Origin of the sequence: Sphingomonas hominis, assembly GCF_013328205.1 — a bacterium.
Lineage (GTDB): Bacteria > Pseudomonadota > Alphaproteobacteria > Sphingomonadales > Sphingomonadaceae > Sphingomonas > Sphingomonas hominis.
On the sequence record NZ_JABULH010000004.1, the window covers coordinates 279,354 to 300,906 of the forward strand.

Annotated in this window: 26 protein-coding genes and 1 tRNA gene; 7 read left to right on the top strand and 20 right to left on the bottom strand. The window is 67.0% G+C overall.

Annotation, left to right across the window (positions count from 1 at the left end; all coding sequences use genetic code 11):
* Nucleotides 1-15 precede the first annotated feature (15 nt).
* The 3 genes from recR (at nucleotide 16) to HRV97_RS11435 (ending at nucleotide 2,947) form a co-directional block, all read left to right on the top strand.
* Nucleotides 16-612: a recombination mediator RecR gene (recR, locus tag HRV97_RS11425; protein WP_174194389.1), complete on the top strand. Its 597-nt coding sequence runs from the start codon at nucleotides 16-18 to the stop codon at nucleotides 610-612.
* Between the two features lie 32 nt (nucleotides 613-644).
* Entirely contained in the window at nucleotides 645-1,211 is a 567-nt protein-coding gene (def, locus tag HRV97_RS11430) for a peptide deformylase (protein WP_174194390.1), read from the top strand.
* Nucleotides 1,212-1,528: 317 nt separating this feature from the next.
* Nucleotides 1,529-2,947, top strand: coding sequence for a DNA recombination protein RmuC (locus HRV97_RS11435; RefSeq protein ID WP_174194391.1), 1,419 nt, complete (start codon nucleotides 1,529-1,531; stop codon nucleotides 2,945-2,947).
* 4 nt (nucleotides 2,948-2,951) lie between these two features.
* Here the strand turns inward: HRV97_RS11435 and HRV97_RS11440 are convergent, their stop codons facing one another.
* The 14 genes from HRV97_RS11440 to cysS all read right to left on the bottom strand — a co-directional run bounded on the left by HRV97_RS11440 (nucleotide 2,952) and on the right by cysS (nucleotide 14,497).
* Nucleotides 2,952-3,875, bottom strand: coding sequence for an arginase family protein (locus tag HRV97_RS11440; protein WP_174194392.1), 924 nt, complete (start codon nucleotides 3,873-3,875; stop codon nucleotides 2,952-2,954).
* Between the two features lie 102 nt (nucleotides 3,876-3,977).
* On the bottom strand, nucleotides 3,978-4,775 hold the full coding sequence (locus HRV97_RS11445) for a TrmH family RNA methyltransferase (protein ID WP_174194393.1): 798 nt from the start codon (nucleotides 4,773-4,775) through the stop codon (nucleotides 3,978-3,980).
* A 35-nt stretch (nucleotides 4,776-4,810) separates the two neighbouring features.
* Entirely contained in the window at nucleotides 4,811-5,080 is a 270-nt protein-coding gene (locus HRV97_RS11450) for an HPr family phosphocarrier protein (protein WP_174194394.1), read from the bottom strand.
* A complete protein-coding gene (locus HRV97_RS11455; protein WP_174194470.1) occupies nucleotides 5,077-5,484 on the bottom strand; it encodes a PTS sugar transporter subunit IIA domain-containing protein in 408 nt (135 codons plus the stop codon). The genes HRV97_RS11450 and HRV97_RS11455 overlap by 4 nt, the downstream gene beginning before the upstream one ends.
* 17 nt (nucleotides 5,485-5,501) lie before the next feature.
* On the bottom strand, nucleotides 5,502-6,407 hold the full coding sequence (gene rapZ / locus HRV97_RS11460; protein WP_174194395.1) for an RNase adapter RapZ: 906 nt from the start codon (nucleotides 6,405-6,407) through the stop codon (nucleotides 5,502-5,504).
* Entirely contained in the window at nucleotides 6,404-6,826 is a 423-nt protein-coding gene (locus HRV97_RS11465) for an HPr kinase/phosphorylase (RefSeq protein WP_343044493.1), read from the bottom strand. The genes rapZ and HRV97_RS11465 overlap by 4 nt, the downstream gene beginning before the upstream one ends.
* A complete protein-coding gene (locus HRV97_RS11470) occupies nucleotides 6,823-8,397 on the bottom strand; it encodes an ATP-binding protein (RefSeq protein WP_174194396.1) in 1,575 nt (524 codons plus the stop codon). Before HRV97_RS11470 ends, HRV97_RS11465 begins: the two co-directional genes overlap by 4 nt.
* Nucleotides 8,366-9,070, bottom strand: a complete 705-nt coding sequence (locus tag HRV97_RS11475; protein WP_174194397.1) for a response regulator transcription factor — start codon at nucleotides 9,068-9,070, stop codon at nucleotides 8,366-8,368. Before HRV97_RS11475 ends, HRV97_RS11470 begins: the two co-directional genes overlap by 32 nt.
* Nucleotides 9,071-9,176: 106 nt before the next feature.
* Nucleotides 9,177-9,251, bottom strand: a tRNA-Glu gene (locus HRV97_RS11480).
* 106 nt (nucleotides 9,252-9,357) lie between these two features.
* Nucleotides 9,358-10,728, bottom strand: a complete 1,371-nt coding sequence (locus HRV97_RS11485; RefSeq protein ID WP_174194398.1) for a class II 3-deoxy-7-phosphoheptulonate synthase — start codon at nucleotides 10,726-10,728, stop codon at nucleotides 9,358-9,360.
* A 295-nt stretch (nucleotides 10,729-11,023) separates the two neighbouring features.
* Nucleotides 11,024-11,806, bottom strand: coding sequence for an SDR family oxidoreductase (locus HRV97_RS11490; RefSeq protein ID WP_174194399.1), 783 nt, complete (start codon nucleotides 11,804-11,806; stop codon nucleotides 11,024-11,026).
* A gap of 33 nt (nucleotides 11,807-11,839) precedes the next feature.
* The gene (locus tag HRV97_RS11495; RefSeq protein WP_174194400.1) at nucleotides 11,840-11,986 is read right to left on the bottom strand and encodes a hypothetical protein; all 147 of its coding nucleotides are present in this window, start codon (nucleotides 11,984-11,986) and stop codon (nucleotides 11,840-11,842) included.
* A 145-nt stretch (nucleotides 11,987-12,131) separates the two neighbouring features.
* Nucleotides 12,132-13,070, bottom strand: a complete 939-nt coding sequence (locus HRV97_RS11500; RefSeq protein WP_174194401.1) for a D-2-hydroxyacid dehydrogenase — start codon at nucleotides 13,068-13,070, stop codon at nucleotides 12,132-12,134.
* Nucleotides 13,067-14,497, bottom strand: coding sequence for a cysteine--tRNA ligase (gene cysS, locus HRV97_RS11505; protein WP_174194402.1), 1,431 nt, complete (start codon nucleotides 14,495-14,497; stop codon nucleotides 13,067-13,069). Before cysS ends, HRV97_RS11500 begins: the two co-directional genes overlap by 4 nt.
* A 91-nt stretch (nucleotides 14,498-14,588) precedes the next feature.
* On the opposite strand from cysS, the gene HRV97_RS11510 reads away from it, so the two are divergent.
* The 3 genes from HRV97_RS11510 to HRV97_RS11520 all read left to right on the top strand — a co-directional run bounded on the left by HRV97_RS11510 (nucleotide 14,589) and on the right by HRV97_RS11520 (nucleotide 16,367).
* Nucleotides 14,589-15,413 (top strand): carbon-nitrogen hydrolase family protein, encoded by an 825-nt coding sequence (locus HRV97_RS11510; RefSeq protein ID WP_174194403.1) that lies wholly within the window; start codon nucleotides 14,589-14,591, stop codon nucleotides 15,411-15,413.
* Nucleotides 15,414-15,524: 111 nt separating this feature from the next.
* Entirely contained in the window at nucleotides 15,525-15,731 is a 207-nt protein-coding gene (gene rpsU / locus HRV97_RS11515; RefSeq protein WP_007404630.1) for a 30S ribosomal protein S21, read from the top strand.
* 111 nt (nucleotides 15,732-15,842) lie between these two features.
* Entirely contained in the window at nucleotides 15,843-16,367 is a 525-nt protein-coding gene (locus HRV97_RS11520; protein ID WP_174194404.1) for an FKBP-type peptidyl-prolyl cis-trans isomerase, read from the top strand.
* Between the two features lie 272 nt (nucleotides 16,368-16,639).
* Here the strand turns inward: HRV97_RS11520 and HRV97_RS11525 are convergent, their stop codons facing one another.
* Nucleotides 16,640-16,876, bottom strand: a complete 237-nt coding sequence (locus HRV97_RS11525; protein ID WP_246248687.1) for a hypothetical protein — start codon at nucleotides 16,874-16,876, stop codon at nucleotides 16,640-16,642.
* Nucleotides 16,877-17,000: 124 nt separating this feature from the next.
* Entirely contained in the window at nucleotides 17,001-17,768 is a 768-nt protein-coding gene (locus HRV97_RS11530) for a metallophosphoesterase family protein (RefSeq protein ID WP_174194405.1), read from the bottom strand.
* A gap of 144 nt (nucleotides 17,769-17,912) precedes the next feature.
* On the opposite strand from HRV97_RS11530, the gene galU reads away from it, so the two are divergent.
* Nucleotides 17,913-18,782 carry a UTP--glucose-1-phosphate uridylyltransferase GalU gene (gene galU, locus HRV97_RS11535; protein ID WP_174194406.1) on the top strand — a complete coding sequence of 290 codons (870 nt, stop codon included), beginning with the start codon at nucleotides 17,913-17,915 and terminating at the stop codon, nucleotides 18,780-18,782.
* A 27-nt stretch (nucleotides 18,783-18,809) separates the two neighbouring features.
* Here galU and HRV97_RS11540 read toward each other — a convergent pair whose 3' ends face one another.
* From HRV97_RS11540 to coaBC, 4 genes are read right to left on the bottom strand one after another with little or no spacing between them, the layout of a single operon-like run.
* The gene (locus HRV97_RS11540; protein ID WP_174194407.1) at nucleotides 18,810-19,571 is read right to left on the bottom strand and encodes a HesA/MoeB/ThiF family protein; all 762 of its coding nucleotides are present in this window, start codon (nucleotides 19,569-19,571) and stop codon (nucleotides 18,810-18,812) included.
* On the bottom strand, nucleotides 19,568-19,930 hold the full coding sequence (locus HRV97_RS11545) for a hypothetical protein (RefSeq protein ID WP_174194408.1): 363 nt from the start codon (nucleotides 19,928-19,930) through the stop codon (nucleotides 19,568-19,570). Before HRV97_RS11545 ends, HRV97_RS11540 begins: the two co-directional genes overlap by 4 nt.
* Nucleotides 19,930-20,379, bottom strand: a complete 450-nt coding sequence (dut, locus tag HRV97_RS11550) for a dUTP diphosphatase (RefSeq protein WP_174194409.1) — start codon at nucleotides 20,377-20,379, stop codon at nucleotides 19,930-19,932. Before dut ends, HRV97_RS11545 begins: the two co-directional genes overlap by 1 nt.
* The gene (coaBC, locus tag HRV97_RS11555) at nucleotides 20,366-21,547 is read right to left on the bottom strand and encodes a bifunctional phosphopantothenoylcysteine decarboxylase/phosphopantothenate--cysteine ligase CoaBC (protein ID WP_174194410.1); all 1,182 of its coding nucleotides are present in this window, start codon (nucleotides 21,545-21,547) and stop codon (nucleotides 20,366-20,368) included. Before coaBC ends, dut begins: the two co-directional genes overlap by 14 nt.
* Between the last annotated feature and the right edge of the window lie 6 nt (nucleotides 21,548-21,553).

Here is a 21,553-nt window from a genome sequence, read left to right on the forward strand (position 1 = left end):
CGCCATATACCACGCATGGCATCCCCCGAGATCGAGGCGCTGACGCAGGCGCTGTCCCGTCTGCCCGGCTTCGGTCCCCGCTCGGCCAGACGCGCGGTGCTGCACCTGGTCAAGAAGCGTGAGAATGCGCTCGTCCCCTTGCGCGCCGCGCTGACCGCGGTGGAGGAACGGCTGTCGACCTGCTCGACCTGCGGCAACGTCGACACCAGCGACCCGTGCGCGATCTGCGCCGACTCCCGCCGCGACCAGCGCTCGCTGTGCGTGGTGGAGGACGTGAGCGACCTGTGGGCGCTGGAGCGCTCGCGGTTGTTCCCCGGCCGCTTTCACGTGCTCGGCGGGCGTTTGTCGGCGCTCGAAGGCGTCCGGCCCGAGGATCTCGCGATCGAACCGCTCGTCGCGCGCGTCGCCAAGGGGGAGATCGACGAGGTCGTGCTCGCAATGAACGCGACGCTGGAGGGGCAGACGACGGCGCATTACGTCGCCGACCGGTTGGAGCGCTATCCGGTGCGGCTGACCCAGCTCGCGCACGGCCTGCCGGTCGGCGGCGAGCTCGACTATCTCGACGAGGGCACGCTCGCCCAGGCGCTCCGCGCGCGCCGTCCCGTCGCTTGACGCTGCAATGACGGCGACCTAGCTGCCCCGTCATGGCCATTCTCCCGATCGTAGAAGTCCCCGATCCCGTCCTGCGCAAGATGTGCGCGCCCGTCGTCGAGGTGACAGACGAGGTACGCGGCATCGTGTCCGACATGTTCGACACGATGTACGACGCGCGCGGCATCGGCCTCGCCGCGAGCCAGGTCGGCATCCTCCAGCGCATCGTCGTGATCGACTTGCAGGAGCGACCTGAAGGCGATGAGACGGCCGAGAGCGCCGACGAGGATCGAGCAGAGGCTGACGCCGGCGGCACGCGCAACCCGCACGCGTTCATCAATCCCGAGCTGGTGTCGGTCAGCGAGGAAACCTCGACCTACAACGAGGGTTGCCTCTCGATCCCCGAGCAATATGCCGAGGTGACCCGCCCCGCGCGCTGCCACGTCCGTTGGCTAGACACCGACGGGCAGCCGCACGAGCAGGAGTTCGACGGGCTGATGGCGACGTGCATGCAGCACGAGATCGATCACCTGAACGGCGTGCTGTTCACCGACCATATCTCGCGATTGAAGCGCGGTATGTTGATGAAGAAGCTCGACAAGATGCGCCGCAACGGTTGAGCGCTTAACTCCCCTCCCTGGAAGGGAGGGGCCGGGGGTGGGTAGGCTACGCGCGAAGCATCGGCGCCGACAGCTTCGCCGGACGGCGCGATTTGGCTCGGAAGGTGGAGCAGGCAACGCGCTCCTTCTTCTCGTCACCCCGAACCTGGTCCAGGCCCCGCTGCTTTCTACGCAGCTCATCCGCGTCCCAAATACCCCCTATCCTACACTGGCTGTTCGATCTATGTTCCGCCTCCTGCGCCGCCCCCCACGCGCGCAGGCCCGCGCGCGCAGCCGCGTAGGGCTGTGACTTTCGTGACCTTCCACCGGAGCGCCGCATGGCCGAGACACTGCTGATCGCCCTCATCGCGCTGGTCGTCGGCGCCGCACTCGGCTGGTTCCTGACGCGGCAGGCCACGAGCGGCGTGACAGCCGAGCGCGACCAGATGCGCGGGGAGCGTGACGCCGCGCGTGCCGAGCGCGACGCACAGACCGAGCAATTCCGCCGCGCCATCGCCGATCTGGCGGGTGCCGAGGAACGTGCCCGCGCCGCCGAACACCTCCGCCGCGACCTCGCCCAAGCGCGCGACGAACGCGAGACCGCGCGTCTCCACGTCTCGCGGCTGGAAGCCGAGGGTCGCGCCGCCGAGCAGCGCATCGCCGACCTGAAAGTCGCCGCCGACGAGATGAGCCTCCGCTTCAAGGAGGTCGCGCAGTCCGCGCTCGGCGACGCGCAGAAGCAGTTCCTCGACCGCGCCGAGGCACGCCTCCGCCAGAGCGAGGAAGCGACGGGGCAGGGGATCAAGGCGCTGCTGCAACCCGTCAACGACCGCCTGCTGCGCTACGAGGAAGGCGTCCAGCGGATCGAGGCCGAGCGCCGCGACGCCTTCGGCCAGCTCCATGGCCAGATCGAGGCGATGCGCACCGGGCAGGAACGCGTGTCGAGCGAGGCTGCCAAGCTCGTCAACGCGCTACGCAATGCCCCTAAGGCACGCGGTCGCTGGGGTGAGCAGCAGCTCCGCAACGTGCTCGAATCGTGCGGCCTCGCCGAACATACCGACTTCCAGATGGAGGTCAGCGTGTCGCTCGACGACGGCGCGCGGCTGCGCCCCGACGCGATCGTGCGTATCCCCGGCGGCAAGTCGCTGATTATCGACGCCAAGGTGTCGTTGAACGCCTACCAGGACGCGTTCGGCGCGGTGGACGAGAACGAGCGCCAGCTCGGCCTCGCCGCGCATGCGCTCTCCATGCGCAACCATGTGCTGTCGCTCGGCGCCAAGGCTTATTGGACGCAGTTCGACGACGCGCCCGACTATGTCATCATGTTCGTGCCCGGCGAACACTTCCTCGGTGCCGCGCTCGAGCACGACCCGAAGCTGTGGGACGACGCCTTCGATCGCCGCGTGCTGCTTGCGACGCCGACCAACCTAATTGCGATCGCGCGCACCGTCTCGGCGGTGTGGCGGCAGGAGAAACTCGCCGCACAGGCGCAGGAGATCGCAACGCTCGGCAAGGAGCTCTACAGCCGTCTTGCGGTGATGGGCGGGCACGTCGCCAAACTCGGCAAAAACCTCGACACCGCGATGGGCGCGTACAATTCGTTCGTCGGCAGCCTGGAGAGCCAGGTGCTGACCAGCGCGCGCCGCTTCGAAGCGCTCAACATCGATACCGGCACCAAGTCGATCGAGTCGCTGCCGGTCGGCGAGCAGGCGGTGCGGCCGCTCACCAAGCTCAGCTACGACGCGGCGGCGGAGTAAGAGCTCAACGCCGCATCAGCCCGATCGCGACGGTCACCAGCCGCACTGCGATCTGCGCGCAGAGCCGCTGCGGATCGTCGCGGCTTGGCACGTACTCGGCGAGAAGAAGCCCGACGATCTGCCCGCGCGCTGCGAGACCGTGGAGCAGGTCAAGGCAATCCTCGTAGGTCAGCCCGCCCGGCGTCGGCATCGCCACCGCCGGGAAGGCGGCAGGATCGATCCCGTCGCAGTCGATCGACACGACGTAGCGCTCGCCCCCCGGCCGCTCGTCAAGCACCGCCTCGGCACCGCGTCGATGCCACTCGCGTGCCGTAAGGATCTGGTCACCGAAGGCGCGCGCGTCATCGTGCTGCCATGCCGCGCCGCTGCCCAGGCCACGAATGCCGACCTGGAGCATGCCCGTCACCCACGGCATCTCGGCAACGCGCCGCATCGGCGAGCCATAGCCATTGTCCTCGTCCTGGATCGTCCCGCCCCAGTCGACGTGCGCGTCGATCTGCACCACCGTCACTGGGCCGAAGCGATCAAAGGCGGCGAGCACCGGGATCGGCACCGAATCGTCGCCGCCCAGCACCACCGGCAAGGCGCCGGCATCCAGCACTTGCTCGACCGCGGCGGCGATGCGGTGGCGGTTGCCGTCGGCATCCTGAACCTTGGTCACGACGTCGCCGATGTCGACTCCGACCGACACCGGATCGGCACCTTTGGTCAGCAACGTGGCGTTCAAGTCGAAGTCATGCTGCGATACCTGCCCGGCGAACTGCTGCGATGCCGCTCGGATTGCACCGGGTGCATCGGCGGAATGGCTGCGCTGGGCGGGATCGTACGGCGTCGCCTCGGCAGCGCCCAACACCACGACAGGCGTGTCGGGCAGGTCGTCGAGCGTGGCGGCGGGAAGGCGAAGGAAGGTGGGGAAGCCGGTAGTCACGGCGCACAGAACCCACGGCTTTGCGCTTCGTTGCTGATCTTTGTTGGTCAGGCGGTGAGCCATCCAACTAGGCAAGCGCGTCGCGATGTCGCATCAACAGTATCAGCGATGCCGGGCGAGCACCTCGTAAGCCATCACCGCGGTCGCGACGGCTGCGTTCAGGCTATCCGCCTTGCCCAGCATCGGCAGCTTGACCAGCAGGTCGCACGCCGCCTCATAATCGTCGGGCAACCCTTGCGCCTCGTTGCCGGTCAGCAGGAACGTCGGCGCGGCATAATCGGCGGTGCGGTAATCATGCTCGGTCTGGAGGCTCAAGCCCACCAATTGCCCCGGCCCGGCGCGAAGCCAAGCGATGAAGGGCGCCCACTCGGTCCGCACGATTGGCACGGTGAACAGCGCCCCCATGCTGGCGCGCACGGCCTCGACCGAGAAAGGATCGACGCACTCGCCGACGAGGATCAGCCCGCCGGCACCGACCGCGTCGCCGGTGCGCAGGATCGTGCCGAGATTGCCCGGATCGCGCAGCCGCTCGGCCACGAGCCAGATTGGCGAATTCGTTCGGTCGAGCGCGGACAGCGGCGTCTCGAACGCCGCGAACACGCCGACTACCGCCTGCGGATTGTCCTTGCCCGACAGCTTCGACAGGATGTCGGGCGTGGTCTCGATCGCCTCACCGCCCGACGCCTCGACCGCGTTGATCAGCGCGCCAACCAGTGGGTGTCCGGCGGAGGCAGCGGCGAAGAACAGGAAGCGCGGCACACGCCCGGTCTCGCGTGCCTCGGTCAGGATGCGCAAACCCTCGGCCAGGAACAGGCCCTGTTCGCGACGGTGGCGCTTGTCGCGCAGGTCGCGGACCTGCTTGATCAGCGGGTTGGAATAAGCGGTGATCTGGCGCGGCATCGGCTAGCAGACCGGGAGGGAGCGGCTCGGCGGGATCACTCCTCGCCGAACTTGTCCTCCACCAGCGCGCACATCGTCGCGACCACCGCCTCGGCCTCGTCGCCCTCGGCGCTGATCGTGATCGTGTCGCCCTTGGCCGCGCCCAGCATCATCAGCCCCATGATCGACGTGCCGGTGACGGTCGAGCCGCCGCGTGCCACCTCGACCGGGATCGGCTGCCCGGCGGCGAGCGTCACGAACTTGGCGCTCGCCCGCGCGTGCAGCCCGCGGCGGTTGGTGATCTCGACGGTGCGCGACGCGCTCACGCCGCGGCCTCGCCCAGCACTTCGGAGGCGACCGAGATGTACTTGCGCCCAGCCTCTCGCGCCGCGGCGACGGCAGCGACCACCGACATCGCCTTGCGCGCCGACTCGAGCCGGATCAGCATCGGCAGGTTGATGCCCGCGATTACTTCAATCCGGCCACGCTCCATCAGCGAGATGGCGAGGTTGGAGGGGGTTCCGCCGAACAGATCGGTCAGCACGATCACGCCGCGCCCGCCGTCAACATCGGCGATCGCCTGCGCGATATCGGCGCGGCGCGCTTCCATGTCATCCTCGGGGCCGATCGCGACGGTCTGTACCTGCTTCTGCGGTCCGACCACGTGTTCCATCGCAGTGACGAACTCGTCGGCCAGCCGGCCATGCGTGACGAGCACCAGCCCGATGATCTGCATTGACTTACCGTTCATTGACCCTGCGGTCGCCCCTCAAGCATGTCCTGCGGCGCCGCCGCCAAATCGCGATGCAGGACGGTGGGCGAAAACCCCGCGTCGCGCAACCGCGCCGCCACCCGCTCCGTCACGTGCACCGAACGATGTTTGCCGCCGGTACACCCGAACGCGACCGTAACATAGGGCTTTCCCTCTGCCCGGTAGCGCGGCAGCAGCAGCAGCAGCAGGTCCTCGATCCGGCTCACCGCTTCCTCGTACGCCGGATCGGCCGCGACGTAAGCGGCGACGTCGGGATCGCGTCCCGTCTTGGGTCGCAGCGTCGGCTCCCAGTGCGGATTGCGCAGAAAGCGCATGTCGAACATCAGATCGGCCTCCGCCGGCACCCCGCGGGAGAAGCCGAACGACTCGATCGTCAGCGTGGTCGCCGCGGCATCGTCGCGCGCGAAGGTGGCGCGGATCTGCTGCGCCAGCGCATTGGCCTTCAACTCGCCGGTATCGATCAACCGGTTCGCCCATTGCCGCAGCGGTGCGAGCAGCGCGCGTTCGCGCGCGATACCGTCGCGCACCGGGCGATCCTCCGCCAGCGGGTGGCGGCGCCGCGTCTCGGCGTAGCGACGCGCGAGCTCGTCGGCGGAGCAGTCGAGGAACAAGGTGCCGATGTCGAGGTCGCTGCGCGTCCGCAACGCGGCGACCTGCGCGATGAATGCGTCCGGATCGAAGTCACGCGTGCGCGATCCGAACCCGAGCGCGAGCGGTCGCTCGGTCGCGCCCGCCTCAGGCTGCGTGCCGTGGAGAAAGCGCGGCAACAAGGTGAGCGGCAGATTGTCGACCGTCTCCCAACCGACATCTTCCAGCGTCTTGAGCACCGTCGACTTGCCGGCGCCCGACATGCCGACGACCAGCAGAACCGGCGTCGTCACGCGCCGCACTCCGCCAGAAATTGCGCCAGCGCGCGTTCGACCTTGATCGCGGCAGACGGGGCGCGCGGATCGATCACGATCGCGCGCACGCGCTGGTCGGCGATGGTGCGCCAGCTAGGCCTCGGCATACGATCGACCTCATCGCCGAGGCCTACCACCATTCGGACCGTGATGGAGGGGGTGAATGGCATAACGACGATGCCGATGCCCCTTATCTCCATCCGGCCCGCGATCGTCGCGGGCGGCGTGGCGATCAGCTTGCCCTCCAGCGCCACCAGCTGGGTATAATCGTCGCTCACGAGCAGCGCGCCGCGGTCGATCAGGCGGAGCGCGAGATCCGACTTGCCCGCACCCGATGATCCGAGCAGCATTACGCCGTGGCCCCCGATCGCCACGGTCGTCGCGTGAACCGCGCTCACGCGGGTTCGACCGCGTCGGCAATCGGCAACCGAACGACGAAGCGCGCGCCGCTCAGCCGGTCCTCGCGGCTCTCGACCGCGACGCTGCCCTGATGTGCCTCGACGATGGTGCGGGCGATGGCGAGCCCCAGGCCCGAGTGCTTGCCGAACGCTTCCTCACTCGGTCGGACCGAGTGGAAGCGGCGGAAGATCGCCTCGCGCGCTTCCGCGGGTACGCCGGGTCCTTCGTCCTCCACGCGCACCTCGATGTCCTCGTCGACGCGTCGCACCGCGATGGAGACGATCCCGCCGTCTGGCGAGAAGGACAAAGCATTGTCGATCAGATTGTCGAACACGCGCTCCAACCGGGCACCCTCCGCCATAACGGGCACCTGCGCGTCGGGGAGCAGGTCGAGGTGAAGCCTAATGCCGCGCACAGTGCCGCGCTGCTCGCGCTGCGCGATCTGGCTCGCGATCATCGCGATCAGATCGATTCGCTCGAACTTCGCGCGGCTGAGCTGCGCGTCGAGGCGCGATGCTTCGGAGATGTCGCTGATCAGCCGGTCAAGCCGGTGCACGTCGTCGGCGACGATCGCGAGCAGTCTTGCCTGCGCGTCGCGATCGTCGATCAGCGTGAGCGAGTCGACCGCGCTGCGCAGCGAAGCGAGCGGGTTCTTCAACTCGTGCGTCACGTCGGCGGCGAATGCCTCGGTCGCGTCGATCCTGGCACGCAGCGCTAGGCTCATGTCGGAGAGCGCGCGCGCGAGCATCCCGATCTCATCGCGACGCTCGGGCAGCCGCGGCACCACCACCTCGCGCGCACGTCCCAACCGAACACGTACCGCGGCGCGCGCCAGCCGGCGGAGCGGATCGACGATCGTGCGCGCCAGGTACAGCGACAACGCGACCGAGATCGCCAGCGCGGTGAGCACCACCAGGCTCAGGCGATAACGTTCAACCCGGACGCGCTCGGTGATGTCGCGCGCGTTGATCGTCGACAGCACCACCGAGCCACCAGGCAAGGGGGCCGCGGCGGTGATGACCGGGGTGCGATCGGGCGCGCGCCATACGGTAGCAGACAAGGTACGGGTGGTGCGGGCAATGCCCGGGTCGACCTGCGAGCGGCTCGGATCGCCCTGGAATGCCGGGGAGGAGGGCGCACGCACGATAAAATCGATCAACGCATCGAGCCACCGCGCGGCGCGCTGCCCCAGCCCGTCGGTGCGCGGATCGACCAGCGTGAAGTCGGAACCGCCCAGTCGTTCGCTGTCCATCAGCACGCGATCGGATCGGTCGAGCAATTGCAATCTGCCGCCCGTATCACGCGCCAACCGCGTGAGCACCGCGGGACGACTAGCAGGCGGGGCGGCGTTCAGCGCTTCCGCCATCAACCCCGCTTCGCGACGCACCTGCATGACCCGGCTGTCGAGAATGCGGGTTCGGAACGAATCGAGGTAGAAGAACCCGCCGCCCAGCAGCAGCAGCGCAAAGACGTTGACCGCCAGGATGCGCGGCGTGAGCGAGACCTGATCCGACCACCGCCGCGCGGGGTCGCCCGGCTCACTCCTCGGAGAAGCGGTAGCCGGCGCCATATAGCGTTTCGATCGAGTCGAAGTCGCGGTCGACCTCGCGGAACTTGCGGCGCACGCGCTTGATGTGCGAATCGATCGTGCGATCGTCGACGTAAATGTCGTCCTGGTACGCCGCATCCATCAACTGGTTGCGCGTCTTGACGATGCCAGGGCGCTGCGCGAGCGTTTCCAGGATCAGGAACTCGGTGACGGTCAGCGTGACCGGCGTGCCGTTCCACGACACGCGGTGGCGCGCCGGATCCATTACCAGCCGCCCGCGCTCGATCGGGCCGTTCGTCTCGGCCTGCTCCGGGTCCGACCCGGCGGTTAGTTCGGTGCGGCGCAGGATGGCACGAATGCGCGCGATCAGCAGCCGCTGGCTGAACGGCTTGGCGATGTAATCGTCTGCACCGAGCGCAAGGCCGAGCGCTTCATCGAGCTCGTCGTCCTTGCTGGTCAGGAAAATAACCGGCGTCGACTGCTTCTCACGCAGGCGACGCAGCAGTTCGAGCCCGTCCATCCGCGGCATCTTGATGTCGAGAATCGCGAGATCGGGCGGGTTCTCGATCAACGCCTTTAACGCCGCCTCACCGTCAGGATAGAGCCGCGTCAGAAAACCTTCGGCCTGCAGCGCGATCGACACCGAGGTCAGGATGTTGCGATCATCGTCGACCAGGGCGATCGTTGCACTCATGGCAGGTTCGCTAGTCCAAACCGGCGCGCGGCTCAATGCTGTAAGAAAGCGCCATCGACCGAGTAACCATTGCCGAGGATGATGCGCGAACCGCGACGCGAAAAGCTGGTGACCCCTACGAGAATCGAACTCGTGTTTTCGCCGTGAGAGGGCGACGTCCTAACCGCTAGACGAAGGGGCCGTGCGCAGTGTGAGGCGCGCAGATACGGCGATGCCGCTTGGGCGTCAAGCACGCTTTTGCTCGGCACCGAGCAGGCGGGTACAGTCGCGCCCGCCCGCGTCGGCGATCATGCCGCCTTGCGACGCTCCGCCATCTCGGTGTTGAGCATCTCGGCCAGCAGGAACGCGAGCTCCAGGCTCTGTCCGGCGTTCAACCGCGGGTCGCAATGCGTGTGGTAGCGATCGGCCAGGCTCTGCTCGGTCACGTCGATCGCGCCGCCGGTGCACTCGGTGACGTTCTGCCCGGTCATCTCGGCGTGAATACCACCCGCGTGCGTCCCCTCGGCGCGATGCACCGCGAAGAAGCCGCGCACCTCTGCCAGGATGCGATCAAAGGGCCGCGTCTTGTAGCCGTTGGCGGCCTTGACGACATTGCCGTGCATCGGGTCGCACGACCACACCACCGGATGCCCCTCACGCGTCACCGCGCGCACCAGCCGCGGCAGATGTGCCTCGATCTTGTCGTGGCCGTAACGCGTGATCAGCGTCATGCGCCCGGGCACGCGCGCGGGGTTGAGCGTGTCTAGCATGCGCAGCAGCGCGTCGGGCTCCAGGCTCGGCCCGCACTTGACGCCGATCGGATTGCCGATCCCACGCAGGAACTCGACGTGCGCCGATCCCTCGAACCGCGTGCGGTCCCCGATCCACAGGAAGTGCGCCGACGTGTCGTACCAGTCGCCGGTCAGCGAATCCTGCCGCGCCATCGCCTGCTCGAACGGCAGCAGCAGCGCCTCGTGGCTGGTGTAGAAGGTCGTCTGGGATAGTTGCGGCACCGTGTCGGGGCTGATCCCGCACGCTTCCATGAAGTCGAGCGCTTCGCCGATCCGATCGGCAGTCTCGGCATATTTCTTCGCCCAGGGGGATCGACCCATGAAGTCGTGCGTCCAGCGATGCACCTGGTGCAGGTTCGCGTAGCCACCTTGCGCGAACGCCCGCAGCAGGTTGAGCGTCGCCGCCGACTGCGCGTAGGCGCGCACCATTCGCTCGGGGTCGGGCACGCGCGAACTGATTGTGAACGCAATGTCGTTGACGTTGTCGCCGCGGTAGCTCGGCAGCTCGACGCCGTCGATCGTCTCGTTGTCGGCCGAGCGCGGCTTGGCGAATTGCCCCGCCATCCGCCCGAGCTTCACCACCGGCAGCTTGGACGCGAAGGTCAGCACCACCGCCATCTGCAGGATGACGCGAAATGTGTCGCGAATGTTGTTGGGGTGAAATTCGGCAAAGCTTTCCGCGCAATCGCCGCCCTGAAGCAGGAACGCCTTGCCCTCTGCCACCTTCGCCAGATCGCCCGTCAGGTTGCGCGCCTCGCCCGCGAACACCAGCGGCGGGAAGTTCGCCAAGCGATCGGTCGCGTCCTTCAACGCCGCGGCGTCGGGATAGGTAGGGAGCTGCCGCGCCTCGTGGCGAGTCCAGCTATCGGGGGCCCAATTGGCGGCCATGTGCAGTTCCATCACTTAACAAGAGCAACAATCCGTGCGTCCGTTAGCCCTTGCACGCAACGAAGAAAAGTTTGCAATCGAACGCGCAGTGATCGGACATGCCGATCACGCCGTCAGAACAGGTCGAGCGATCCGCCGCGCACGTCCGCGACCAGATACCCGATCGCCAGCAGCCAGCCGAGCGCACAGAACAACCACAACATCATCCATTGCCAGCGACGCTGCATGATCCACTCGCCTGCCTGTCACAACGCGTTCGCGGTGCGTGAGCGCCGATGAACCGTGGATGACCGCGTCAGAGCACGCCCGGAAACGCGCCGCCGTCGATCAGCAAACTCTGTCCGGTGATGAACCCGGCCTTGTCCGAGCACAGGAACGCACAGGCAGCGCCGAACTCGTCGGGCGCGCCGAAACGCTTCGCCGGGATCCGCTCGCGCGCGCGCTGCGCGGCCTCGTCCACGTCGATGCCCTGCTGCGCCGCGGCGAAGGCGTGGACACCCGCTAGTCGCCGCGTGTCGAACAGTCCGGGCAGCAGAAAGTTGATCGTGACGTTCGCATGCGCGACCGAGCGCGCCACCCCGGCCAGAAAGCCGGTCAGCCCGACACGCGCGCCACTCGAGAGGTCAAGTCCCGCCACCGGCGCCTTGACCGCGGCCGAGGTAATACAGACGATCCGCCCGAACCGCCGTTCGACCATGCCGTCGATCACGCGCTGCACCATCCGGATCGGCGTCACCATGTTCGCCTCCAGCCCGGCACGCATCGCCGCGCCGTCGAGCGCGCGAAAGTCGCGCAGCGGCGGTCCCGCATTGTTGTTGACCAGAATGTCGGGCGCGCCACTCGCCGCGGCAACCAACGCCTCCTGCGTCGCGTCCTCGGCGATGTCGCCTGCGACGGTCGCGACCCGAGCGCCCGTTGCCTCGCGGATCGCTGCCGCTGTGGCGGCGAGCGCGTCCTCGTCACGCCCGTTCAGCACCAACGCGCAGCCCGCCTCGGCGAGCGCCAGCGCACAACCACGTCCCAAGCCTTGGCTCGACGCGCAGACGATCGCGGTGCGTCCGCGAAGGTTCAGGTCCATTCGACCGTTCTCAACGTGTCTGCGGTGCGCCGTTCACTGCGCGGTGGAGCGGCCGCTGACCGGCGTATAGGATTTAATCCCGCGCAGTCGCCGCTTGCGCGCCTTGCGCTTCTTTGACCACACCAACCCAACGACGCTTCCGACCAGGGCGATTGCCGCGATCAGGCCGTAGGCAACCATCAATCTTGCTTCCAACTCCAAACTCCCGGTTCAAAGCCAGGGCGTGTTAAGGAAATAAACGGCTCGCCGCAATCGTCTAAGCACGATCGTTCACCGTCGATCGATCCTCGGTCGCGTCGAAAAACCGGTTGGTCGCGCTTGGAGATCAATAGCCCGCATCGAGATCGGCGACATTCTTCAACGCGCGGCCGGCGCGATATGCGCTCAGATTGTCGAGGAACAACGCACCTGCACGCTCGAACATCTTGGTCTGGCTGCGGCCAGACAGATGCATGGTGATCATGCAATTGGGCGCGCTCCACAGCGGGTGGTCGGACGGCAGCGGCTCCGGGTTGGTCGGATCAAGAAAGGCGCCGCCGATCCGCCGCTCGCGCAGCGCCGCGAGCAGCGCGTCGTCGTCGATCATATCGCCGCGCGCGATGTTGATCAGCCACGCGCCCGGCTTCATCGCGGCGAGTTCGTCCGCGCCGATCATCGCCTTGGTGTCGCCGGTCGATGGCGCGGCGAGAATCACCCAGTCGAACTCGCCCAACCGCGCGCGCCACGCGTCCGGTGTGAGCGAGCCGTCGCGACCCGACCGCGTCACGCCGGTCACGTCCACGCCGAAAGCGGCCAGCCGCTCCGCGATCAATCGTCCGATCGCGCCCATCCCGATGATCAGCGCGCGCGTATCGGCCAACTCGATCTTGCCCGGCGCGTCCTTCGGCCACTCGCGCCGGTCCTGCGCGCGCAACACCTCGTCGTAGCGCTTGGCCGCGACCAGCACGCCCATCACCGCATACTCAGCGACTGCGATCGCGTTGATGCCGACGCCGTTGGTCAGCGTAACGCTTCGCTCGCGTAGCAGGTCGAGCGGAAACGCGTCGAGCCCGGCATAGATCGTCGATACCCACTTGAGCTCGGGTCCGGCGGCGCGGATCGCCTCGGCGACGTGGCTCGTCGGTTGCATGTCGACCCAGGCGATCTCGGCGTCGGCAATCATCGCCTTGGCCTCGTCGGGTGAGGTGAACCACGCCACCTCCAGGTCGCTCGGCAGCTTGGCTTCGAGCAGCGGTCGCGCGATCTCGGGGAGAACGGCCTTCATAGCGTTACCTTCCAATCCCAACCGAGCGGATCGCCGTCCATCACCTCGACACCTGCCGCCGCGAGTTCGTCGCGGATCGCGTCGGAGCGCGGGAAATCCTTTGCGGCGCGCGCCTCGCGTCGCTCGGCCAAACGCGCCTCGATCTCGTCCGCGGTGATCGCGCTCGCCGACGGGCGAACGCGCAATGCCTCGCGCGTGAGGTCCGCGAGCCCGAGCCCCAGCACCGCGTCGAAGTCGGCGAGCGCGGCGAGTCGATCGCCCGGCGACACCTTCTTGTCCGCCAGCATCGCATCAAGCACCGGCAGCGCACGCGCGGTGTTGAGGTCGTCCGACACCGCCGCGTCCAGTTGGTCACGGTACGCCTCCGTTGTCGCGCTGCCAGCCTTTGCCGGTCGATCGCGCAAGGCACCGACCGCGTGGACCAGCCGCTTCAATCGCACCTGCGCCGCCGCCAGATTGTCCCAGGAGAATTCCAGCTCCGACCGATAGTGCGCCTGCAAACACATCATCCGGTACGCCAACGGGTGAAAGCCGCGCGCCACCAGCACGTCGAGCGTCAGGAACTCGCCCGACGATTTGCTCATCTTTCCCGTGCGATCGACGAGGAAGTTGTTGTGCATCCAGAAAGTCGCGCCCGTGTCGGCGCAGCCGCAATAGGCCTGGTTTTGCGCGATCTCGTTCGGATGGTGGATCTCGCGGTGATCGATGCCGCCGGTGTGGATGTCGAACGACGCGCCCAGATATTTTCGGCTCATCACCGAACATTCCAGATGCCAGCCCGGCGCACCGCGGCCCCAGGGCGAGTCCCACTCCATCTGCCGCGACTCGCCCGGCGGCGTCGTGCGCCAGATCGCGAAATCCTGCGGGTGCCGCTTGCCCGCGACCGTCTCGATCCGGCCGGCCGCCGCATCGTCGGCCGCGCCCGCCAGCGCACCGTAATCGGGCACGGTCGTCACGTCGAAGTAGAGCCCGTCGTCCAGCCGGTAGCAATGCTTTGCCTCGATCGCCTCGCCCCACTCGATCATCTCGGCGACGTGGTCGGTCGCGAGCGGGAAGCGGCTCGGCTCGCGGATGTTGAGGTCGGCCAGGTTGCGCTTAAACGCCTGCGTATAATGCTGCGAAATCTCCCAGATATCGCGCCCGCTCGCGCGCGCTGCCGCTTCCATCTTGTCGTCGCCCGCGTCCGCGTCAGAGGTCAGATGCCCGACATCGGTGATGTTGATGACGTGCGTCAGCGGCCAGCCCTTCCACGTCAGCACGCGCGACAGCGTGTCGGTGAAAACGTAGGCGCGTAAGTTTCCGATGTGGGCGTAATGGTAGACGGTCGGCCCACACGAATAGACGCGGACGTTACCGGGATCGATCGGCGCGAACCGCTCGGTCGCACGCGTCAGGCTGTTGTAGAGGGTGAGGGGGGCGCCAGTCATGCGACCTCTTAACCGCACGCCAGCGCACCCGCCAAGCCGCTCGGCGGCGAAAGCGCGCGCGTTTGCCCGGCGCGCGTGGCACAAGCGGCGCATGAAGATCGCACTTGCTCAAACCACCACCGGGATCGACCCTGCCGCCAACGCCCGCGGGCTCGTCGCCGCGATCGAGGAAGCGGGCAGGGCAGGTGCGGCGATGCTGTTCACGCCCGAAATGTCGGGGCTGCTCGACCGCGACCGGGCGCGCGCCGCGTCGAACATCCATGCCGAAGGCGACGATCCGGTGCTCGCCGCTGTAACAGACGCGGCGCGGGCGGCGGGCATCTGGGTTCATCTCGGCTCGCTGGCGCTTCGCCGCGACGACGGGATGCTCGCCAATCGCGGCTTCGTGATCGACTCCGCCGGCACGATCCGGGCGCGCTACGACAAGATGCACCTGTTCGACGTCGATCTGCCGACCGGGGAGCGCTGGCGCGAGTCGGCGACCTATGCCGCGGGTGAGCAGGCGGTGGCGACCGACACGCCGCTCGGCCGTCTGGGTCTGACGATCTGTTACGATCTCCGCTTCCCCGACCTGTTCCGCGCGCTGAGCGATGCCGGTGCGCGCATCCTGTCGGTGCCCGCGGCCTTCACGCGTCCGACCGGCGCCGCGCACTGGCACGTTCTGCTCCGCGCCCGCGCGATCGAGGCGGGCGCGTTCGTGATCGCGGCGGCGCAGACCGGCGTTCATCAGGACGGCCGCGAGACCTACGGCCACTCGCTCGTCGTCGATCCCTGGGGCGAGGTTCTGCTCGACATGGGAGAAGGCGCCGGCATCGGCTACGTCGACCTCGATCTCGGCCAGGTGGAACGCGTGCAGGCGCGCATACCTGTACTCAGCCACCGCCGTGCCATTGGAGCGGTGCACGTAACATCCTGAACGGCGCGCCTTCGCGGGTTGCGGAGCCGCACCCTAGCTGATAGACGCGACGCGTTCGGCGCAGGCCTGCCTGCCGCCGCTGTAGCTGTTTTCCCGGAGTTCATTGGTTTTATGCAGATCATCGTTCGCGACAACAACGTCGACCAGGCCCTTCGCGCGCTCAAGAAGAAGCTGCAGCGCGAGGGTGTGTACCGCGAGATGAAGCTGCGCCGTCACTACGAGAAGCCGTCGGAGAAGCGCGCACGCGAGCGTGCGGCCGCGGTTCGCCGCGCGCGCAAGCTGGAGCGCAAGCGCGCCGAGCGCGACGGCGCACGGTAAGCATCAGGGGCGCACCCCGCGCGCGCATACGCGTAGGGGTTTGACCTTTGTGACGTTCCACGGGTGATGGCGGTCCTCACGCGACCGCGACAAATGCAGGTGTGCTGATCCATGTCGACCATCACCGCCGTTCCGATCGCACCGGTCAAGCGGGCTTACGTGCTGTGGCTCTGGCTCGGTCTCGCCTTCGCGCTGGTTGCGGGCGTCGCGCTCGCTAAGGTTGGCTCGACCGGCATCCAGACCACGCCATCAGGCTTGCGCTACAAGGTGCTGAAAGCGGGCACCGGCGCGCACCCGACCGACAGCGACGTGGCGCTGGTCCGCTACGAGGGGCGTCTGATGAACGGCACGGTCTTCGACAAGGCCGATCAGCCCACCCCGCTGCCCGTCTCGCGCATGATCCCCGGCTTCACCGAAGGGTTGAAGCTGATGAACAAGGGCGCAAAGTACCGCTTCTGGATCGCACCCGAACTCGCTTACGGTGCCGAGGACAAGGGGCCGATCCCCGCCAACTCGACGCTGCAATTCGACGTCGAGTTGATCGAGTTCATGTCCGAAGCGCAGATCCGTGCGATGCAGCAGATGATGCAGCAGCAGGGTGGCCTGCCGGGCGGCGCGATGCCGGGTGGGCGCTGACTTCTACTGAGGCTTGGTAACTGAGAGTGGAGGCGAGGTCGGATCATCCGGCCTCGCCTTTTTCTTTGTCTCGGCACCGTTGGGTGTCTAGGTGCAGATGTACCACAGAGGCGTGATTGCCACCTTCGCTGGGTAGGTGCGGCTAGTCGCGTTGTTCCGTCAGCAATGGTGATCGCGGGCTGCCACCAGCGCCAAGGCCATGCTCACCTATGACAGGCAAAAAAATAGCGGCCCGAGGGCCGCTACCTTTTCTCAGCTTTCGCCGAACGGACTTAGTTGCTGTCCGGCTCGTCGTCGCTGTCAGCGACCACGATGATGCCTGCGATCACGGCAGCCGCCGCGATGATCGCGACGATGAAGCCGCCACCGGCGAGCTCGTTCTTCTTGGCCGACGACGACGCAGCGCGCGACACCGACAGGCTGCTGGCGGCGTTCACCGGAGCGGCCATCGCCGGAGCGACCGAAACCGACGCGGCAGCGGCGGCGAGCATGTACTTAGCAAGACGCATGTGAAACTCCCTTTGCTTCCCGTGTGCCGATATAGCGGCATTGTGTTGAAATCAAGTCTCTCCAAGACCGGCTGTGACATTTCTCCAGCATGTGCAACATCCCGAACACACCCGTCGCCTGGGTTCAGGCAGGAGCCTGCAAGACCCAAGTCGCGTCGCCTTCGATCCCCAGCGCAGTCAACGGTCCGCCGGCATAGGCACCGGTATCGATCCCGATGCGACCCGCGCGACGCTCGACCTCAGGCGTGATCGTATGGCCGTGGACGATCATCTTCTCGTGCCGTCCAGGATAGTCGAGGAACGCGCCACGAATCCAGCGCAGGTCGCTCGACTTCTGCAGCGACAAGGCGACGTTGGGCCGGATGCCGGCGTGAACGAAGGCATAATCGCCGATCGTCACCACATCCTCGAATGCATCAAGGAAGCCGCGATGCGCATCGGGCACCACCGCCAGCAGCCGTTTGGCCAGTTCGGCGTAGTCGAGACGCTCATATTCGCGCGCATCGACGCCGTAGCTCATGATCGTCTCCCGTCCGCCGATGCGACAGAACATCCGCAACGCCTGATCGTCGCCGCCCAGCGCGTGGAGGAACACCTCCTCGTGGTTGCCTTTCAGGAACCGGGTACGCGGTGCCTCGGCCTTGAGCGCGATCAATCGCTCCACAACCTGCGCCGACGCGGGGCCGCGATCGACCACGTCGCCCAGCATGACGATCGTCGTCTCGGCCGCGCCACGTTCCGCCTCGTCCTGCGCCATCATCGCCAGCAGCGCGTCGAGCTGCGTCAGGCACCCGTGCACGTCGCCGATCGCGTAGACGCGCTCGCCGGGCGGGATCATCGATGGTGGTGTGGCCGACGCCCGAGCGCCGCCGCGGAACAGTTTACGGAGCATGATGTGAGCAACGTCGCTTACGGTTTGCAGGGCGTCGCGGCAACCCTATGCGCAACATCGGTTACATCCTTGTATATTATGTAATTTGCCGCTGCCTTGCCGGACCGTTACAGCGCGCCGATGATTTTTCCGACAGGGGAAGAAATGACGATCAAGAAGGTGCGCAAGGCGGTGTTTCCGGTCGCGGGGCTGGGCACACGCTTCCTGCCTGCGACCAAGGCGATGCCGAAGGAGATGCTGACGGTCGTTGACAAGCCGCTGATCCAATACGCGGTCGAGGAAGCGCTCGAGGCGGGCATCGAGCAGATCATCTTCGTCACCGGCCGCGGGAAGGGCGCGCTGGAGGATCATTTCGACATCTCCTACGAGCTCGAAGCCACGATGCGCGCGCGTGGCAAGAGCCTGGCGCTAATCGACGGCATCCGCCAGCAGCCCGGATCACCCGTCTACGTCCGCCAGCAGGAACCGCTCGGGCTCGGGCACGCGGTGTGGTGCGCGCGCGAGATCGTCGGCGACGAGCCGTTCGCGGTGCTGCTGCCCGACGAACTGATGGTGGGTCGCCCCAACTTTACCGCACAGATGGTCGAAGCGTATAATCAGGTCGGCGGCAACGTCATCGGTGCGCTGGAGGTGCCCGAAGAGGAGACGAGCAAATACGGCATCATCTCGCCAGGCAACATCGATGGCCGCCTGACCGAAGTGACCGCCCTGGTCGAGAAGCCGGCCGCGGGCACCTCACCGTCGAACCTGATGATTCCGGGGCGCTATATCCTCCAGCCCGAGGTCATGCGTATCCTCGACCGTAAGGAGACGGGCGCGGGCGGCGAGATTCAGTTGACCGACGCGATGGCGCAGCTGATCGGACAGCAGCCGTTCCACGGCTTCACCTTCAACGGCGATCGCTACGATTGCGGTGACAAGGCCGGTTTCATCCAGGCCAATCTGGCACTTGCGCTGGCACGCGACGACATCGGTCCGGCGGTGCGCTCGTTCGCGCAGCGGTTGCTCGGCTGACCGGGCAGGGCGGCAGTATGCCTTGGCTTACTGCCGTCCGGTCCCACAAGCGAGGCAACCCGGATCCTTGGGCAGGCGCAACGTCCGGAACCGTAGTGCGAGCAGGTCGACCAGCAACAACGTGCCGGCGCTATCCTCTCCGAACGGCGCAACGGCGCGGATCGCTTCCAGCGCCGCCATGCTGCCGAGCACACCGGTAACCGGGCCCAGCACGCCTTCCTCGGCGCAGGTCAGCCCCTCGCGTGCGGGATCGTCGCCGACGAAGCAGCGATAGCACGGCTTGTCACGCTCCCACCCGCGGAACACGGCGACTTGCCCTTCGAAGCGGCTGACCGCGGACGACACCAGTGGGATGCGCAACGCGAGTGCCGCATCGGCAACCGCCAGCCTGGTCGCAAAATTGTCGCTACCGTCGATCACCACATCAGCCCCGTCCAACAGGCGAAGCGCGTTGCCCGCGTCGATCCGCTCGACCGCGGCGCGCGCCTCGACGTGCGGGTTAATGCGCGTGATCGCCGCCACCGCCCGCTCGGCCTTGGCTTCCCCGCGCTCATCGCCCGAGAACAAGGTCTGCCGGTGCAGGTTCGATGTATCGATCCGATCATCATCAACGACGACGATCCGCCCGAAGCCCGCCCCGGCCAGATATTGCAGTGCCGGTGAACCGATGCCGCCTGCACCGATCACCGTCACCTGCGCGCGTCGCAACCGCAACTGGCCAAGGCCGCCGATCTCGGGAAGGATGACGTGGCGGGCATAGCGGGCGAGTTCGTCGGGTGAGAGCGTCATTGCCACACGAACGTCACCGCCATGCGGTGCCAGCCGGCGTCCTTCGGCGGTTCGATCTTGCCGCTGATGGTGCGCAGCGCGATGCCGGAGGCGTATTGCTCGACAGTCGGACAGTTGATTGCCCGCGGCACGATGCGGCGAACCTTGCCGTCACCAGTCACGTAGATCGCCAGGTCGACCGCGATCGAATTGGGCTGAGGCGCGGCGCATCGGCCCGCACGCACTTCCTCGCGCACGAAATCGGCAACCGACGCGCTCGCCTCCGCGCGCGGCACCCGCAGCGGCGGCAGCCCGCTCCAGTCGAACGGCGGGCTGGGGATCGTCACCACCGCGACCTGCAGGGCGAGCGCGAGCAGCATCAGCGTCCCGTTGATCCGAACCCGCCAGCGCCGCGCGTCGTCGCGTCAAGCGAGTCCACCTCGACCAGATCGGCGCGCAGCACCGGCGCAGGCACGAGTTGCGCAATGCGATCACCGCGCCCGACCACGAACGGCTCCTGGCCCAAATTCGCCAAAATCACCTTCACCTCACCGCGATAATCGCTGTCGATCGTGCCCGGCGTGTTCAGGCACGTGACACCGTGTTTGAGGGCAAGGCCGGATCGCGGACGCACCTGCACTTCATAGCCGTTTGGGATCGCGAGCGCAAAACCGGTCGCGATCGCGGCGCGTGCGCCGGGTGCGAGCGTGACGTTCTCGGCGGCGATGACGTCCATGCCAGCGGCGCCCGCAGTCGCATAATCGGGCAGGGGCAAGTCTGCACCATGAACGAGACGCAGAACGGCAATGGTTACTTCATTGGAGGGCATCGGCAATCTTTCCTGCGAGGCGTGCGGCGACCTCGTCCTTGGGCAATTTGGCCCAGTGCTCGACACCGTCGGCGGTGATGAGGTGGATCGTGTTGGCATCGCCGCCCATCACGTCGCCCGATACGTCGTTGGCAACGATCCAGTCGGCCTGCTTGCGCGCGCGCTTGGCAGCGGCGTGCTCGATCACCCGCTCGGTCTCGGCCGCGAAGCCGATCAGCAATCGTGGGCGACGCGCGCTGCGCCCCAGCTCGGCGAGGATGTCAGGGTTCTCGGTCAGCGTCAGCGCGGGTTGCGCGTCACCCTTCTTGATCTTCTGCCCGGCGATGGCGTCGACGCGCCAGTCGGCGACGGCCGCCACCATCACCGCCGCGTCGGCAGGAAGCGCCGTGTCGACCGCCTGCGCCATCTCACGCGCGGTCTCCACATCGATCCGGGTCACGCCGGCGGGCGTCGGCAGCATCACCGGCCCTGCGATCAAGCGGACATCCGCACCCAGCCGCGCCAGTGCAGCCGCGATCGCGAAGCCTTGCTTCCCCGAGGAGCGATTGGCGATGTAGCGTACTGGATCGATCGGCTCGTGTGTCGGTCCAGCGGTAACGATCACCCGTTTCCCAGTGAGCGACCGCATCGGAGCGGGAGCCAGCATGGCCTCGATCCGCGCGACGATGGCGTCAGGTTCGGGCAGGCGTCCGGTCCCCCATTCGCCGCATGCCATCGCACCCTCGTCGGGCTCGATCACCGTCACGCCGTCTGCGCGCAATTGCGCGACGTTGCGCTGCGTCGCCGGGTGATGCCACATCCGCACGTTCATCGCGGGGGCAGCAAGCACCGGCTTGTCGGTCGCCAGCAGCAAGGTGGTCGCCAGATCGTTCGCCAGCCCCGCTGCCATCCGCGCGAGCAGATCGGCGGAGGCCGGCGCCACCACCACGAGGTCGGCCTGACGGCTGAGCTGGATATGACCCATTTCGGCCTCGTCCTTCAGGTCCCACAAGGTCGTGTAGACCTTGTCCTCGGATAAAGCGGCGAGCGTCATTGGTGTCACGAAGTGCGCTGCGCCCTCCGTCATCACGCAGCGCACCGAATGACCGCGCTTGCGCAAGGTACGCACGATCTCGCACGCCTTGTACGCGGCGATTCCACCGCCGACGATCAGCAGGATACGGCTCACGCCCAA

Coding starts and splice junctions, on each gene's coding strand:
- recR (WP_174194389.1), top strand. CDS start 16: ATGGCATCCCCCGAGATCGAGGCGCTGACGCAGGCGCTGTCCCGTCTG.
- def (WP_174194390.1), top strand. CDS start 645: ATGGCCATTCTCCCGATCGTAGAAGTCCCCGATCCCGTCCTGCGCAAG.
- HRV97_RS11435 (WP_174194391.1), top strand. CDS start 1,529: ATGGCCGAGACACTGCTGATCGCCCTCATCGCGCTGGTCGTCGGCGCC.
- HRV97_RS11445 (WP_174194393.1), bottom strand. CDS start 4,775: ATGCCGCGCCAGATCACCGCTTATTCCAACCCGCTGATCAAGCAGGTC.
- HRV97_RS11470 (WP_174194396.1), bottom strand. CDS start 8,397: ATGGCGCCGGCTACCGCTTCTCCGAGGAGTGAGCCGGGCGACCCCGCG.
- HRV97_RS11475 (WP_174194397.1), bottom strand. CDS start 9,070: ATGAGTGCAACGATCGCCCTGGTCGACGATGATCGCAACATCCTGACC.
- HRV97_RS11485 (WP_174194398.1), bottom strand. CDS start 10,728: ATGGCCGCCAATTGGGCCCCCGATAGCTGGACTCGCCACGAGGCGCGG.
- HRV97_RS11490 (WP_174194399.1), bottom strand. CDS start 11,806: ATGGACCTGAACCTTCGCGGACGCACCGCGATCGTCTGCGCGTCGAGC.
- HRV97_RS11495 (WP_174194400.1), bottom strand. CDS start 11,986: ATGGTTGCCTACGGCCTGATCGCGGCAATCGCCCTGGTCGGAAGCGTC.
- HRV97_RS11500 (WP_174194401.1), bottom strand. CDS start 13,070: ATGAAGGCCGTTCTCCCCGAGATCGCGCGACCGCTGCTCGAAGCCAAG.
- cysS (WP_174194402.1), bottom strand. CDS start 14,497: ATGACTGGCGCCCCCCTCACCCTCTACAACAGCCTGACGCGTGCGACC.
- HRV97_RS11510 (WP_174194403.1), top strand. CDS start 14,589: ATGAAGATCGCACTTGCTCAAACCACCACCGGGATCGACCCTGCCGCC.
- rpsU (WP_007404630.1), top strand. CDS start 15,525: ATGCAGATCATCGTTCGCGACAACAACGTCGACCAGGCCCTTCGCGCG.
- HRV97_RS11520 (WP_174194404.1), top strand. CDS start 15,843: ATGTCGACCATCACCGCCGTTCCGATCGCACCGGTCAAGCGGGCTTAC.
- HRV97_RS11525 (WP_246248687.1), bottom strand. CDS start 16,876: ATGCGTCTTGCTAAGTACATGCTCGCCGCCGCTGCCGCGTCGGTTTCG.
- HRV97_RS11530 (WP_174194405.1), bottom strand. CDS start 17,768: ATGCTCCGTAAACTGTTCCGCGGCGGCGCTCGGGCGTCGGCCACACCA.
- galU (WP_174194406.1), top strand. CDS start 17,913: ATGACGATCAAGAAGGTGCGCAAGGCGGTGTTTCCGGTCGCGGGGCTG.
- HRV97_RS11540 (WP_174194407.1), bottom strand. CDS start 19,571: ATGACGCTCTCACCCGACGAACTCGCCCGCTATGCCCGCCACGTCATC.
- HRV97_RS11545 (WP_174194408.1), bottom strand. CDS start 19,930: ATGCTGCTCGCGCTCGCCCTGCAGGTCGCGGTGGTGACGATCCCCAGC.
- dut (WP_174194409.1), bottom strand. CDS start 20,379: ATGCCCTCCAATGAAGTAACCATTGCCGTTCTGCGTCTCGTTCATGGT.